Annotated in this window: 11 protein-coding genes; 7 read left to right on the top strand and 4 right to left on the bottom strand. The window is 75.4% G+C overall.

The window, feature by feature from the left end; all coding sequences use genetic code 11:
- Positions 1-54 precede the first annotated feature (54 nt).
- Both JOE38_RS14650 and JOE38_RS14655 read left to right on the top strand, forming a co-directional pair.
- On the top strand, positions 55-1,428 hold the full coding sequence (locus JOE38_RS14650; RefSeq protein WP_204576933.1) for a hypothetical protein: 1,374 nt from the start codon (positions 55-57) through the stop codon (positions 1,426-1,428).
- On the top strand, positions 1,425-2,813 hold the full coding sequence (locus JOE38_RS14655) for a polysaccharide biosynthesis tyrosine autokinase (protein ID WP_204576934.1): 1,389 nt from the start codon (positions 1,425-1,427) through the stop codon (positions 2,811-2,813). Before JOE38_RS14650 ends, JOE38_RS14655 begins: the two co-directional genes overlap by 4 nt.
- Before the next feature lie 79 nt (positions 2,814-2,892).
- On the opposite strand, the gene JOE38_RS14660 is transcribed toward JOE38_RS14655, so the two are convergent.
- Both JOE38_RS14660 and JOE38_RS14665 read right to left on the bottom strand, forming a co-directional pair.
- Positions 2,893-3,540: a hypothetical protein gene (locus JOE38_RS14660; protein ID WP_204576935.1), complete on the bottom strand. Its 648-nt coding sequence runs from the start codon at positions 3,538-3,540 to the stop codon at positions 2,893-2,895.
- A gap of 199 nt (positions 3,541-3,739) precedes the next feature.
- Positions 3,740-5,674 carry a glycosyltransferase family 2 protein gene (locus JOE38_RS14665; RefSeq protein ID WP_204576936.1) on the bottom strand — a complete coding sequence of 645 codons (1,935 nt, stop codon included), beginning with the start codon at positions 5,672-5,674 and terminating at the stop codon, positions 3,740-3,742.
- 154 nt (positions 5,675-5,828) lie between these two features.
- Between JOE38_RS14665 and JOE38_RS14670 the strand changes: the two genes are divergently transcribed.
- Together JOE38_RS14670 and JOE38_RS14675 are read left to right on the top strand one after the other, a co-directional pair.
- Positions 5,829-6,878 carry a glycosyl transferase gene (locus tag JOE38_RS14670; protein WP_204576937.1) on the top strand — a complete coding sequence of 350 codons (1,050 nt, stop codon included), beginning with the start codon at positions 5,829-5,831 and terminating at the stop codon, positions 6,876-6,878.
- A gap of 254 nt (positions 6,879-7,132) precedes the next feature.
- Positions 7,133-8,731, top strand: a complete 1,599-nt coding sequence (locus JOE38_RS14675) for a lipopolysaccharide biosynthesis protein (protein WP_204577245.1) — start codon at positions 7,133-7,135, stop codon at positions 8,729-8,731.
- Here JOE38_RS14675 and JOE38_RS14680 read toward each other — a convergent pair.
- Positions 8,728-10,032, bottom strand: a complete 1,305-nt coding sequence (locus JOE38_RS14680; RefSeq protein ID WP_204576938.1) for an endo-1,4-beta-xylanase — start codon at positions 10,030-10,032, stop codon at positions 8,728-8,730. The genes JOE38_RS14675 and JOE38_RS14680 overlap by 4 nt on opposite strands.
- Positions 10,033-10,286: 254 nt before the next feature.
- On the opposite strand from JOE38_RS14680, the gene JOE38_RS14685 reads away from it, so the two are divergent.
- Positions 10,287-11,330 carry an NAD-dependent epimerase/dehydratase family protein gene (locus tag JOE38_RS14685; protein ID WP_307838895.1) on the top strand — a complete coding sequence of 348 codons (1,044 nt, stop codon included), beginning with the start codon at positions 10,287-10,289 and terminating at the stop codon, positions 11,328-11,330.
- A gap of 69 nt (positions 11,331-11,399) precedes the next feature.
- Here JOE38_RS14685 and JOE38_RS14690 read toward each other — a convergent pair whose 3' ends face one another.
- A complete protein-coding gene (locus tag JOE38_RS14690; protein WP_204576940.1) occupies positions 11,400-12,218 on the bottom strand; it encodes a TspO/MBR family protein in 819 nt (272 codons plus the stop codon).
- A gap of 79 nt (positions 12,219-12,297) precedes the next feature.
- On the opposite strand from JOE38_RS14690, the gene JOE38_RS14695 reads away from it, so the two are divergent.
- Positions 12,298-12,783 (top strand): MarR family winged helix-turn-helix transcriptional regulator, encoded by a 486-nt coding sequence (locus tag JOE38_RS14695; protein WP_204576941.1) that lies wholly within the window; start codon positions 12,298-12,300, stop codon positions 12,781-12,783.
- Positions 12,780-13,520: a YqjF family protein gene (locus tag JOE38_RS14700; protein ID WP_204576942.1), complete on the top strand. Its 741-nt coding sequence runs from the start codon at positions 12,780-12,782 to the stop codon at positions 13,518-13,520. Before JOE38_RS14695 ends, JOE38_RS14700 begins: the two co-directional genes overlap by 4 nt.
- The last annotated feature ends 26 nt before the right edge of the window (positions 13,521-13,546 follow it).

Genomic DNA, 13,546 nt, shown 5'->3' on the forward strand with positions numbered 1-13,546 from the left:
AGGGGGAGACATGGCGGCACCACGCCTGCGCGCGCTCCCGGGGAAGGGGACGCGATGAGCGCCCTGCTCGCCGGATCCGGCCTCCAGACCCTGCTCCTCCTCGGAATCGCGCTCGCGGGCGGCGCCCTCCTGCTGCTCGTCCTGCGGCGCCTGCCGCGCACGGCCGTGGCCCTCTGGCTCGTCGTGCTCTCCTTCGTGCCCGTCTGGTCGGGCGTGCCGCTCGGCGGCTACTACCTCCCGCCGTCCACGGTGGCGGCCGTCCTCGTGATCCTCGCGATCGTGCCCGTGCCGGGCTTCCGGGTCTCGCCGCTCGACGTGCTCGTCGTTCTGATGACCGCGGCCGGGTTCGCCGGCGTGGTCGTGGGCGGCGGCGCGGGCATCGGCATGTCCACGCTCGTGACGTTCCTCACCTACGCGCTGCCGGGGTACCTGCTCGGGCGCATGGCGGCGCACCGGATCGGCATGGCGTCGTTGCACGCGATCGTCGCCGTCGTCTTCACGGTCGTCGCCGCGCTCGCGATCGTGGAGTTCGTCACCGGCTGGAACCCGTTCGTGCTCCTGCCCGGGAACGCGGGCCTGCGTGAGACGTGGGCGACGCTGCAGGGGCGCGGCGGCATCGTCCGGGCGGAGGGCGCGTACGGTCACTCGATCGCGCTCGGCTCGGCGCTCGCCATCGCGATCCCGCTCACGCTCGCGTCCCGCTTCGGCCTCCCGGTGCGCCTCGGCATGACGGCCGTGATGATGCTCGCGGCGGTCCTCACCTTCAGCCGCGTCGGCATGCTCGGGGCCGTCCTCGGCCTCGTCCTGTCCATCGTGTTCCTCCGCGACGCCATCTCGCTCCGCGTGCGCGCCACCGTCACGGCGGGCGTCGTCGTGGTCGCGGCCGCGGTCGCCCCCTTCGTGCAGTCCGTGTTCGACGACGCCGGCACGGAAGCGAGCGCCAGCTCCGACTACCGCGGCGACCTCTACAGCCTCGTGCCCGGCATGGGGATCCTCGGCACGACGCCCGAGGCGCACCGCGGCAGCGACGGCCGCGTCTTCTACGGGCCGTTCCGCTCCATCGACAGCCAGCTCGTGCTCACGGGGCTCACGTTCGGCCTGCTCGTCGCGGGCGCCGTGCTCGTCGCCCTCGCGATCGGCGTCTGGCTCGTGCTGCGGGGGCACGCGACCGCGGCCACCATCGCGCTCGTCGCGCAGATCCCCGCGCTCGCCTCGGTGGCGCTGATCACCCAGTACGCGACGCTCGTGTGGTTCCTCGCGGGGGTCGCGGCGACCAGCCAGATCCTCCGCCGCGACGCCATGCCCCTGCCCGCGCCGCCGCCCGACCCCGTCGCGGCCGACCCCGTCGAGGCCCGCGCCGCCGACCACCCCGATCCCGCCCGCATCACCGCCCCGCCGCTCCTACCCGGAAGAACCCCCTCACGATGACGCTCCACGAGTTCACCGCCCTGCTCCGCCGACTCTGGTACGTCGTGGTCGCCGCCACGCTCGCGGGCGGCGCGGTCGCGTTCGGCCTGTCCCAGCTCGCGACGCCCGTGTACACCGCGCAGTCCCGGCTCTACTTCTCGCTGAGCAGCGGATCCAGCGCGAGCGACCTCAACCAGGGCGCCACCTACACGCAGAGCCAGATGCTGTCGTTCGGCGAGCTCGCGGAGTCGCCCGCGGTGCTGGAGCCCGTGATCACGCGCCTCGGCCTCGACGTCACGCCGCAGGAGCTCGCGCGCGCCGTCACCGTCACGACGCCGCAGAACACCGTGATCATGGAGATCAGCGTCACCGAGCCGTCGCCGTCCGACGCGGCGGAGATCGCCAACGCGGTCGCGACCAGCCTCCGCGACACGGCCGAGGCGTACGCGCCGGCGGGCGCCGAGGGCTCGCCCACCGTCTCCGTGCGCGTGATCCAGGAGGCCCCCGAGCCTGAGAACCAGTCCGCCCCGAACGGCCGCACCAACACGCTCGCCGGCCTGCTGCTCGGCCTCCTCGCGGGCCTGCTCGGCCTCGCGCTCGTGCGCCTGCTCGACACGCGCGTCCGCTCCGCCGAGGCCGTCGCGCACCTGACGACCGCGCCGCTGCTCGGGGCGCTCGAGCGCGAGCGCGGCGTGACCGGCCTCGCGATGGCGGTCCGGCCGCTGTCGACCGCGGCCGAGGGCTTCCGCCAGCTCAAGGCGAACCTGCGCTTCGTTCTCCTCGGCGACCGGTCGTCGAGCATCGTCGTCACGTCCTCGATCCCCGGCGAGGGCAAGTCCACGGTCGCCGCGAACCTCGCGATGTCGCTCAGCGAGGGCGGGCGCCGCGTGCTGCTCGTCGACGCCGACCTCCGCCGGCCCGTCGTCGCGCAGTACCTCGGGCTCGAGGGCGACGCGGGCCTCACCACCGTGCTCGTCGGCCAGGCGCTCCTCGAGGACGTCGTGCAGCCCTGGGGCGACGGCACGCTCCACGTGCTGACCAGCGGCGAGATCCCGCCGAACCCGAGCGAGCTGCTCGCGTCATCCCGCATGGAGGACCTGGTCGGCCTGGCCAAGGCGACCTACGACGTCATCGTGATCGACACCGCCCCGCTCATCGCGGTCGCCGACGCCGCGTTCGTCGCGCGCATGACCGACGGCGCGATCGTCGTCGCCGACCAGACGCGCGTGCACCGCGCCCAGCTCTCCGAGGCGCTCGACGCGGTCGAGAAGTCCGGCGGATCCGTGCTGGGCGTCGTGCTCAACAAGGTGCGCCCCACGAAGGACAAGCGCGCGTACTACCGCGCGGAGACCGAGCAGGCGGGGCGCGCGGGGCGGGCGGCGGGGAAGGCGCACGTCGCGGGGTGAGGGGCGGGTACGACAAGAGGGGCGCGACCGGATCATCCGGCCGCGCCCCTCTCGTCGGCAGCGGGTGGTGCGTCGCCCCCTACTGGAACACGACCACCGGCGACCCGGCGTCGCGCGCCACGACCACGCTGATCGCGTCGGCCGACGCCGCCGGCACGCTGAACACGTAGTCGCCGGTCGCGGAGGCGCTGGGCTCGAGGGAGCCGCGGATCACGGTGTCGGAGTCGGCGGGCGTCGCGGGCGTGCGGTCGGCGCCGTAGAAGACGTTGACGGCCACGGAGTCGACCGGGACGGCCTCTCCTGTGACGTTCACGAGCTCGAGCCGCACGTCGACCGCGTCGCCGCTCAGCTCGCCCACGCGTCCGCCGTCGGTGCTGGTCGGCGTGACGGAGACGATGCGGGCCTGGATCGAGCCGGGGAACGTCGCGGTCTCGTCGAGGCCGACCGTGGTCGCCACCTCCTGGCCGAGCGCCCGGGTGTCGCCGTCGGGGAGCGGGGCCGGGGCCTCGGTGGCGCCCGCGGTGGGGGCGACCTCCGACCAGTCCTTCGTGTCGGCGGCCGCCGCGGGGGCGTCGGATCCGGATCCGTTCACCACGACCGTGCCGACCACGGCGGCGACGGCGAGGACGGAGGCGGCGCCGATCACGGCGACGGTGGTGCGGCGGCTGCGGGCGCGACGCTCGCGGCGCGGACGCAGGTCGGACGGGGTGCTCTCGGGTGCGGGCATGGCCTTCTTCGCTCGTCGGGTACGGCGGAAGACGGGCCCGACGACCAGGGCGGGTCGGCGGCGCGGGGCGGGCGGGCGATGGGTGGTCGACCGACGCAGGATTCCGGGTCTTCTGCCCTCGCATAGTACGTCCGGCACCGCGCGCCGACGAGTCCCCCGTCCAGGGGAGGCCGCCGCCGGACGGGCCGCGCGGATCCGCTCAGTCGCGCCGCGCGTACTCCTGGTACGACCAGCCGAACGCGCCCGCCACCATGCCGGCGCCGCGCGCGAGCGTGCGGGTGCCCTTGGCGCGGTGCGCGACGCTGCCCGTGACGGCGCCCACCGCGATCCGCCCGGTGCCGCCGAGCGCGCGCACGAGCCCGCGCGCGGTCGCCTCGGCGCGGATCCGGATGCGCGCGGCCGGGGAGGCCGGCGCGAGCGCGACCGACGTGAGGCTCCACGAGTTCCCGCTGCTGAAGGCGCGGAGCACGACCCAGCGGCGCGTGGTGCGGGCGCGCGGCACGACGTCGACGACGCCCGCCTCGGCGCACCAGGTGAGCAGCCCGCCGGACGCGACGAGCTGCCGGGTGAAGAGCGTGTCCTCGCCGCCCTGCGTGCCGAGGTCGACGTCGAAGCGCAGGTCCGCCGCGCGCACGGCGCGGAGGTCGAGCAGGAGGTTGTTGGTCGCGGCGACCTCGAGGCGCGTGCCCGTGGCGGGGCGGCGGCGCACGAAGAAGCCGCCGGCGCGCACCCAGGCGTCGGGCTCGACCTCGTATTCGCTGCGCACCGGGCCGGCGACGCCCGCGCTACCCGTGGACTGCCGGGCGCGGACCAGGGCGGCGAGCCAGCCCGGATCCGGCCGCTCGTCGTCGTCGAGGAACACGAGGAGGTCGGCGTCGGCCGCGGCGTCGAGCGCGCGGTTGCGGGCGGCGGAGATCCCGGGCGTCGGCTCGTGCACGTAGGCGATCGGCACGGGTGAGTCCGCAGCGGCGTCTTCCACGGCCGCGCCCGCGCCGCCGTCCGGGTCGTTGTCGACCACGACGATCCGCACGGCGCGGGGGAGCGCGGGGTCGGCCTCCGCGGCCTCGCGCAGGTCGGCGGCCTGCGCGGCGACGAGCGGCAGCACGGCGCGGATGTCGTCGGGCCGCCGGTAGGTGAGGATCGCGACGACGAGCGAGGCCGCGGGCGCGACCGGCCGGGCGGGCGCCGCGGTCGTCGGCGCGGGGGACGGCACCGCGCGCCAGCCGCCGGAGAGCCGGTACCCGTCGCGGATCCCGCGCACTGCCGCCGAGAGGGGCGCCACCGGGTGCGCGAACTGCCGCCGCCCGCCCTGCAGCAGCACCTCGTAGGCGATCACGGGCGTGAGCAGCCGCCAGCGGCGGAGCGCGCGGGCGTCGAGGTGGCGCGCCCCGTAGAGGAGCCGGTTCCGGATGTTGTGGTAGTAGTACGTGCCCGACTTCGCCTGGCCCGCGCTCGCGTGGCCGGCGCTCTGCGTGCCGCCCTCCGCGTGCACGGCCACGGCCTCCTCCACGACCGCCAGGGATCCGCCGGCCTCCACGACCTTCCGCGACAGGTCCACGTCCTCCCAGTACAGGAAGTAGTCGTCCGAGAAGCCGCCGACCCGGGTCCACAGCTCGTCGGTCACGAGCAGGCACGCGCCCGTGAGCCACGGCTCGGTCGCCTGGCCGGGGTGCTGCGCGCGGCGCGCGGCCGAGCGGATCCGGCCGTCGGCGAGGTAGAGGTCGGAGCCGCGGAACCACGTGCTGCCGTCCGGCCGGAGGATGGTCGGCGCCGCGAGCGTGAGCGGATCGGCCGCCACGACGTCCCGCAGCACCGCGAGCTGGTCGGGCTCCATGGTCGCGTCCGGGTTGAGCAGCAGGAACTCGCGCGCGCCCAGCCCGCGCGCCGCGTCCACGCCGATGTTCATGCCGGTGCCGAAGCCCGTGTTCGCGTCCGGGTAGACGCCGTGCACGCGCGTCGACGGGTGCGCCGCGAGCTCGCGCACGCGCTCGCGCTCCGCGTCGGTGGTGCGGTTGTCGACGACCACGAGCAGCGCGTCGTCGAGGCGCTCGACGAGCGGCAGCACGTTCTCGCGCACGAGGTCGGCGGATCCGTAGTTGACGACCACGACGGCGAGGAGGGCGGGGCGGGGCATGCGGGTCCCATCGGTCGGGCGCGCGGCGGGCGCAGCGTCGCCGGCGGAGGCCGCCCTCGGGTGCGGGCGGGTGGTGGCATAGTCTATTTCCTCGACCGATGACCCCGTGGTCGTGCCCGACGACCCGCCGCCGGTCATCCCGCTCAGGAGCGCCATGACCCTCCCCGCCCGTCCGCCCGGCCGCGACCTCGTCGTCCTCCAGTCGTCGCAGGCGCCGCGCCCCACGACGAACCCGTACATCGTGATGCTCGGGCGCGCGCTCGCGGCGACGCCCGGCGTCCGCCCGCTGCACTTCAGCTGGCGCACCGCGCTGCTCGGCCGCTACGACGTGTTCCACGTGCACTGGCCCGAGATCCTCGTCGACGGGCACAGCCCGCTGAAGAAGGCCGTCCGCCAGGCGTTCACGGTCGCCCTCCTCGCGAAGCTGACGCTCCGGCGGATCCCGATCGTCCGCACCGTGCACAACCTCGAGCGGCCGCAGGGCATCAGCCGCCGGGAGTCGCTGCTGCTCGCGCTCATGGAGCGGATGACGACGCTGCGGGTGCGCGTGAACCCGATCACGGAGATCCCCGCCGAACAGCCGCACGTGACGATCCTGCACGGCCACTACCGCGACTGGTTCCGCGACGAGCCGCGCGCCGACGCGGTGCCCGGCCGCCTCGGCTACGTCGGCCTCGTGCGCCGGTACAAGGGCGTCGAGCAGCTCGTCGCGGCCTTCCGGGGCGCCGGCGACGCGGGCGCCGACCTGTCGCTGCGCATCGGCGGCAACCCGTCCTCCGAGGAGCTCGCCGGGACGATCCGCGCGCTCGCCGCGGGCGACGACCGGATCCGCCTCGACCTGCGCTTCCAGTCCGACGCGGAGCTCGTCGACATCGTCACCTCGTCCGAGCTCGTCGTGCTGCCGTACCGGTTCATGCACAACTCCGGCGGCGCGCTCGCGGCCCTGTCGCTCGACCGGCCCGTGCTCGTGCCCGACAACGCCGTGAACCGCGCGCTCGTCGAGGAGGTCGGCCCCGGCTGGATCCACCTCTTCGACGGCGACCTCACCCCCGAGGGGCTGCTGCGCGCGACCGAGGCCGTGCGCACGGGCGCGCGGGCGGCATCGCCCGACCTCGCCGCACGCGACTGGGACCGGGCCGGCATCGCGCACGCCTCCGCGTACCGGCGCGCGCTCCGGATCCGCCGCGGCGTCGAGCGGGGCTGAGTCGCCCCACCCGTTCGGGGGCTGGATCCCCGCGCCCGCGCGGATAGCATCGGACAGGGCCCGCATACCCGGCGGTCCCGCCGACACCCGAGCTCGCGGTGATCCGGCCGTCACCCGCGGCCGACCCGATCGCCACCCCCTCCTCGACCCGACGACGGAGCCCCATGCATTCCGCCCTGCCCGGCGACCCGCGCGACCCCGCCGCCGACCCCGTGGCCGACGCCGCCGTCTCCCGCGCCGCCGCCCCGGCCGGCGTGCCCTTGTCGCCCGCGACCGCTCCCGCCCCGGAGACGCCGCCCGCCGCGACGCAGGGCCTCGGCGCCCGCGCGGCCCGCGGCGCGATCGTCACCATCGGCGCGCAGCTCGTCCGGATCCTCATCCAGGTCGCGTCCGTCGTCGTCCTCGCGCGGCTGCTCACGCCCACCGACTACGGCCTGCTCGCGATGGTGCTCGCGATCATCGGCGTCGGCGAGATCTTCCGCGACTTCGGCCTCTCCAACGCGGCCATCCAGGCGCGCGACCTCAGCCGCACCCAGCGCGACAACCTGTGGTGGATCAACGCCGGCATCGGCCTCGTTCTCGCGGCGCTCGTCTTCTGCGCGGCCTGGCCGCTCGCGGCGGTCTTCGGCCACGACGAGCTGATCCCCATCGCGCACGCCCTCAGCCTCACCTTCGTCTTCAACGGCCTCGCGACCCAGTACCGCGCGAGCCTCACGCGCAGCCTGCGCTTCCGCGCGCTCGCGACAGCCGACGTCACCGCGCCCGCGGTCGCGCTCCTCGTCGCCATCGGCGGCGCGCTCCTCGGCTGGGGCTACTGGGCGCTCGTCGCGCAGCAGCTCACGCAGACGCTCGTGCTCCTCGGACTCGCGGTCGGCTTCGCCCGGTGGATCCCGCGCCTCCCGCGTCGCGGCGAGCCCATGGGACCGCTGCTGCGCTTCGGCTGGAACATGGTCTCGAGCCAGATGGTCGGCTACGTCAGCAACAACATCGACACGTTCCTCGTGGGCCTCCGCTTCGGCGCCGGCTCGCTCGGCATCTACAACCGCGCGTTCCAGCTGCTGATGACGCCGCTCGCGCAGATCCGCAGCCCCCTCACCACCGTCGCGATCCCCGTGCTCTCGCGCCTCGCCGACGAGCAGCGCCGCTTCGCCGACTACGTCGCGCGCGGCCAGCTCGCCCTCGGCTACACGCTCGGCGCCGGCCTCGGCCTCGTCGCCGCCACGGCCGTCCCGATCACCGCGGTCTTCCTCGGGCCGCAGTGGGACAGCGTCGCGCCGATCCTCCGCCTCCTCGCCATCGCGGGCATCTTCGACACCCTCGCCTTCGTCGGCTACTGGGTCTACGTGTCGCGCGGCCTCACGGGCGACCTCTTCCGCTTCTCGCTGCTGAGCGCCGTGATCAAGGTCAGCTGCATCCTCGTCGGATCCTCCTTCGGCATCGTCGGCATCGCGGCCGGGTACGCCGCCGCGCCCGCCATCTGCTGGCCGATCTCGCTCTGGTGGCTCTCGCGCAAGGCCCCGATCCCCACGCGCCGGCTCTACATGGGCGCCCTGCGGATCATCGGCGTCGTGGGATCGGTGAGCGTCGCGACGGGCGCGCTGCTCGCCATGGTCGACACCGGATCCGACGTGCTGCAGCTCCTCGCGGGCGTCGGCACGACCGCGGTGCTGTACGCGCTCGCCGTCGCGCTCGTCCCGGCCGTGCGGCGCGACGTGCGCGGGGTGCTCGACCTCGCGCGCGTGCTGCCGAAGGCCCGGCGCGGGAGCGCGGCGGCCGCCCCCGCGCCCGCTCCCGCCGACGGCCCGGCGTCCGACCGGGTGGACGCCCCCACCCCGGCCCGCGTCCCCTCCTAGCCCAGCGCCGCCTCCGCCTCCGACGCGCCCGCCGCCACGGCGACCACGGTCTCGCGCCCCGCGTTCGCCACCCGCACGCCGCCCGCGAACGCCGTCACGCGCACGCGGCCCTCCGCATCCGTCCGCAGCGTGGTCGGCGCGAGCCGCCACTCCTCGCGGATCAGCCGGCGCAGCGCCTCGTACGACGGCTTCGGCGTGCCGTCCGCCCGCACCAGACCGCCGGGCGCGCCCAGCCACATGCCGTCGTCGGTGAGTCCCCAGTAGGTGATGGCCGCGACGGCCGGGTGCCCCACGAGCGAGCGGTAGTGGCGCTCGATCTCGTCCGCCTGCCGCTCCTCGCCCGCGGGCGTCGAGGGCCAGCTCGTCACCCGGAAGTCGTTGAGGTCGGTGATCTCGGGCGGCATCGGGTCGCCCGAGAGCAGCGTGGTCTCGGTCATGTGGATCGGCAGGCCGAAGCGCGCGAACCGGTCGACGATCCCGAGCACCTGCTCCTCGCCGCGGTACCCCTGGTGCATGTGCGTCTGCAGCCCGATGGCGTCCACCGGGATCCCCGCGCCCAGCACCTCCTCGATGAGCTCCTCGTAGGCGGGCGACAGGTCGAAGTCGTTGAGCACGAGCGTCGCGGCCGGGTTCGCGCCGCGCGCCTCCTCGAAGGCCATGCGCACCATCGCGAGCCGGCCGCGCGCCGCCGCGAGCCGGGTGATCCCGTTGTCCTCGCGGTCGAACACCGGCATGATCACGGCCTCGTTGATGGCGTCCCACGTGTCGATCAGCCCGGCGAACGCACCCACGTCGCGCCGGATCCGCTCCCGCTGCAGGCGCTCCACCTCGTCGAGCGGCAGGTCGAGCAGCCACGGCGCGGTGACCGTGTGCCAGACGAGCGGGTGCCCCTTCACGCCCACGCCGCGCTCGCGCAGCCAGCGCGCCGTGGTGAGCAGCCGCTCGGTGTCCGGCTTCCCGCGCACGGGCTCGAACCGGCCCCAGTAGAAGGGGAGCGTGGCCGTGTCGAACACGTCGAGCCACTGCTCCGCGAGCCGCTCCAGCCCCTCGAGGCGCGCGCCGCCGAAGGACTCGACGCCTGCCGCCCCGGGATCCGTCTCGCCGTTCGCGAGCGGGATGAGGTCGAAGCCGATGTTGCCGAACGCGAAGTCCTGCGTGGCCTGCTCGACCACGACGTCCGCGTCCGCGAGCGGCTGCCCGTCGGCGCCGAGGACTGTGATCACGGCCTCCGCGCGGCGGGGGTCGGGGATGGCGGTCGGGCGGCGAGAGGCGGTGGACGGGTCGGATGGGGTGGCGGGCATGGGTCCCTCTCGGGGGGTGGGCGCCACGGTCCCGGCGCGCGTCCGTCGACGAGCGGCAGGCGAGGCGGGCCGCGGGCGGATGCGGCGGTGCGGTCGCGAGGAACCTACGCGGGCGCCGCGACGGGGGTCCACCGCGCCCCGGATGTCCGCAACCTTTCCCCCTCCGCGACGGGTGGGGAGGGGCGGCCGCGGGCGTAGCGTGCACGCAGGGCGCGGATCCGACCGGCGCCCCCGCTTCGATGACGAGGACCCCTGTGACCCACGACGCCGCCCGCCTGTCCGTGCTCTACCTCGGCGGGACGGGCACCATCAGCGCCGCGTGCGTCCGGGCCTCCGTCGCCGCCGGGATGGACGTCACGGTCGTCAACCGCGGTGCCGACGCCAAGGGGCGCGGCACGCCCGCGGGCGTCACCACCCGCGTCGCCGACGTCCAGGATCCGGAAGCCCTCCTCGCCGCGATCGGCGACCGCACCTACGACGCGGTCGTCGACTTCCTGTCCTTCGACGCCGCGGGCGCCGATCGCCGCGTCGAGGTCTTCGCCGGCCGCACCCGGCAGTTCGTCGCCATCAGCTCGGCGTCGATCTACCGGAAGCCCGCGCTGCAGACGCCCATCACCGAGTCGACGCTGCGCGCTAACCCGTTCCTCTCCTACGCGCGCGACAAGATCGCCATGGAGGACGCCTTCCTCCGCCACCACCGGGAGAGCGGCTTCCCCGTCGTCATCGTGCGCCCGTCGCACACCTACGACGAGGCGAGCCCGCCGCTCGCGGGCGACTGGACGGTCGTCGACCGCATCGCGCACGGCGAGGAGGTCGTCGTCCCGGGCGACGGCACCTCGCTCTGGACGCTCACGCACGCGGACGACTTCGCGGTCGGCCTCGTCGGGATCCTCGGCGACGAGCGCGCGGTCGGCGAGGCGCTGCACATCACGAGCGACGACGTCTCCACGTGGGACCGGATCCACCACCTCGTCGCCGACGCGCTCGGCGTCGAGGCGCGGCTGGTGCACGTGCCCGCCGAGCAGTTCCCGATCGTCGAGCCCGACTGGGGGTGGTCGGAGCTCGTGCTGGGCGACCTCTCGCACAGCGCTGTGTTCGACACGACGCGGATCCGCCGTCTGGTCCCCGCGTTCCAGCCGCGGATCCCGTTCCACCTCGCGGTCCGCGGCGTGGTCGCGTGGCGGGCGGCCCACCCCGAGCTCACGCGGCCGGACGCGGACACCGACCGCAGGATCCAGCGCCTCGTCGACGCGAAGCACGCGGCAGACGCCGCCTACCGCGCAGCCGCGGCGGGCTGATCCGGCGCCGGCCCACCCGCGGCCGGCCGACGCGCGGCCGGCCGACCCGCGGCCGGCCGACGCGCGGCGCTAGCGGGCGGCGACCGCGGGACGCACGGCGACCCGCCCGGTCCACCCGGCACGAGCGCGGGCGACGAGCGTCACGACCACGACCGCGGCGGCCGCCACGAGCGCGGCCACGGCGGCGGGCGTCGAGAGCAGCTCGCCCGTGAGCCGTCCGACGGCGACCCACGCGAGGCCCCACGCGATCGCCGCGCTGGGCGCGAGCCGCCCGCCGTCGCTCAGGGCGAGCACCGCGCCGACGACGCCCGCGACCGCCAGCAGCGCCACCGCCCACGCGTCGCGCCCGGCCGTGCCCGGCTGGAGGCCCGACGCCGTGAGGATCGAGGCGATGTTCGCGATGCTCGCGACGCTCACCCATCCCAGATAGAGGCCCATGGTGCCGTCGAGCACGACGCCCTCCACGAGGTTCCGCGGCCGCGTCGCCATCAGCGCGCGGAACGTCCACATCAGCGTCGCGAGCAGCGCGACGATGACGACGCCGCTGAGAACGAGGAGCCCGGCCTGCGCCGTGAGGATCCACACGGCGTTGAGCACGAGGGTCACGGCCACGGGGTAGCCGACGCGGCGCTGGCGCTCGTCGGCGCGCTGCGCGGGGAGCGCCTGCCACACGGTGTACGCGACGAGCCCGAGGTAGATCACGCTCCAGATCGAGAACGCCGGGCCGGCCGGCGCGACGGGCGTGTAGCTCGCGCTGAGGGCGCCGCTCGACGCGTTCTGGATGCTCTGGTCGCTGAACGCGCCCGAGCCGAACGCGGAGCCGATGACGGCGAACGCCATGCTCGAGATGACGACGATCTGGCGGACGATGTCCTTCACGGTGCCCATGCGGCCTGCTCCTCTACGATGGGAATGTCAGCAGGCGGATAGTAAGCCTGCTGACGATCACTGTAGCAGGAGGGCGCCCATGCAGGACGACGAGCTCGCCAGCTGGCCCACCGGGCGGCTGCTGTCCACGGCCGCGCGCGCGGTGGAGCACGCGTGGTCGGAGGCGCTCGCCGGCCTCGGCGTCACGCACGCGGGCCTCATCGCGCTGCACCTGCTCCGCGACGGGCCGCTCAGCCAGATCCAGCTCGCCCGCTCCGCGCACGTCGAGACGCAGACCATGTCGCGCACGCTGGAGCGGCTGGAGCGGGAGGGGCTCGTGTCGCGCGCGCCGGATGCCCACGACCGCCGCCGCCACGTCGTCGCCCGCACCGCGGCCGGCGCCGACGCGTGGGAGCGCGCGCAGGCGCTCGAGCAGGACGTCGTCCCCGAGCTCGCCCGCTCCGAGGAGATGCGCCGCGGCCTGATCGACGTGATCCGCGCCGCCGGGCGCCCGACGCCGGCCGACGACGCGCCAGGTGCGCCGGCGCCCGCCGCCGCGACGGCATCACCCGGGCGCGCCCGATGAGCCGCCCCGCGGATCCGATCTCCGCCGCCGCCCCCGACCTCCCCGGCCGCGCGGTCATCCGCCAGGTCTGGAGCGACCTCGCGTTCGTGCACTGGCGCGTGGATCCCGCGCTCGTCGCCCCGCTCCTCCCGCCGGGCACGTGCCCGGACGTCCACGACGGATCCAGCTGGGTCGGCCTCATCCCGTTCGTCCTGTCCCGCAGCGCCTTCCCGCCCCTGCCCGCCGTGCCGTGGGCGGGCACGTTCGCCGAGCTCAACGTGCGCCTCTACAGCGTCGGCGACGACGGCCGCCGCGGCGTGGTCTTCCGCTCGCTCGAGGCCGCCAAGCTCCTGCCCGTGATCGGCGCGCGCGTGGGCCTCGGCCTGCCCTACATGTGGGCGGCGATGACGCATGAGGAGCGCGACGGCGTCGTCACCTACACGTCGCGCCGGCACACGGGCGCCCGCCCGTCGTCGCGCCTCTCCGTGCGCCCGCTCGGCGAGGAGGTGGAGGGGGATCCGCTCGCCGACTTCCTCACCGCCCGCTGGGGCATGCACGTCGCCCGCGGCGGCGTCACGCGCTACTGGCCGAACACGCACGACGCGTGGACCCTCGAGCGCGCCGAGCTCGTGGACCTCGACGACGAGCTGGTCGCGGCCGCCGGCCTCCCCGGGATCGTCGACCGCGCGCCCGACTCGGTGCTGTTCTCCCGCGGCGTCCGCACCGAGTTCGCCGGCCCGCTCCGGCCGCGCGCCTAGCGCTCGGTCCGGCGCGGGCCGGCCCG

The sequence above is a fragment of the Clavibacter michiganensis genome (assembly GCF_016907085.1).
Classification (GTDB): Bacteria; Actinomycetota; Actinomycetes; order Actinomycetales; family Microbacteriaceae; genus Clavibacter; species Clavibacter michiganensis_O.

Excerpts from the sequence above, each read along its gene's own strand:
- JOE38_RS14650 (WP_204576933.1), top strand. The coding sequence starts at position 55 with ATGAGCGCCCTGCTCGCCGGATCCGGCCTCCAGACCCTGCTCCTCCTC.
- JOE38_RS14655 (WP_204576934.1), top strand. The coding sequence starts at position 1,425 with ATGACGCTCCACGAGTTCACCGCCCTGCTCCGCCGACTCTGGTACGTC.
- JOE38_RS14660 (WP_204576935.1), bottom strand. The coding sequence starts at position 3,540 with ATGCCCGCACCCGAGAGCACCCCGTCCGACCTGCGTCCGCGCCGCGAG.
- JOE38_RS14665 (WP_204576936.1), bottom strand. The coding sequence starts at position 5,674 with ATGCCCCGCCCCGCCCTCCTCGCCGTCGTGGTCGTCAACTACGGATCC.
- JOE38_RS14670 (WP_204576937.1), top strand. The coding sequence starts at position 5,829 with ATGACCCTCCCCGCCCGTCCGCCCGGCCGCGACCTCGTCGTCCTCCAG.
- JOE38_RS14680 (WP_204576938.1), bottom strand. The coding sequence starts at position 10,032 with ATGCCCGCCACCCCATCCGACCCGTCCACCGCCTCTCGCCGCCCGACC.
- JOE38_RS14690 (WP_204576940.1), bottom strand. The coding sequence starts at position 12,218 with ATGGGCACCGTGAAGGACATCGTCCGCCAGATCGTCGTCATCTCGAGC.
- JOE38_RS14695 (WP_204576941.1), top strand. The coding sequence starts at position 12,298 with ATGCAGGACGACGAGCTCGCCAGCTGGCCCACCGGGCGGCTGCTGTCC.
- JOE38_RS14700 (WP_204576942.1), top strand. The coding sequence starts at position 12,780 with ATGAGCCGCCCCGCGGATCCGATCTCCGCCGCCGCCCCCGACCTCCCC.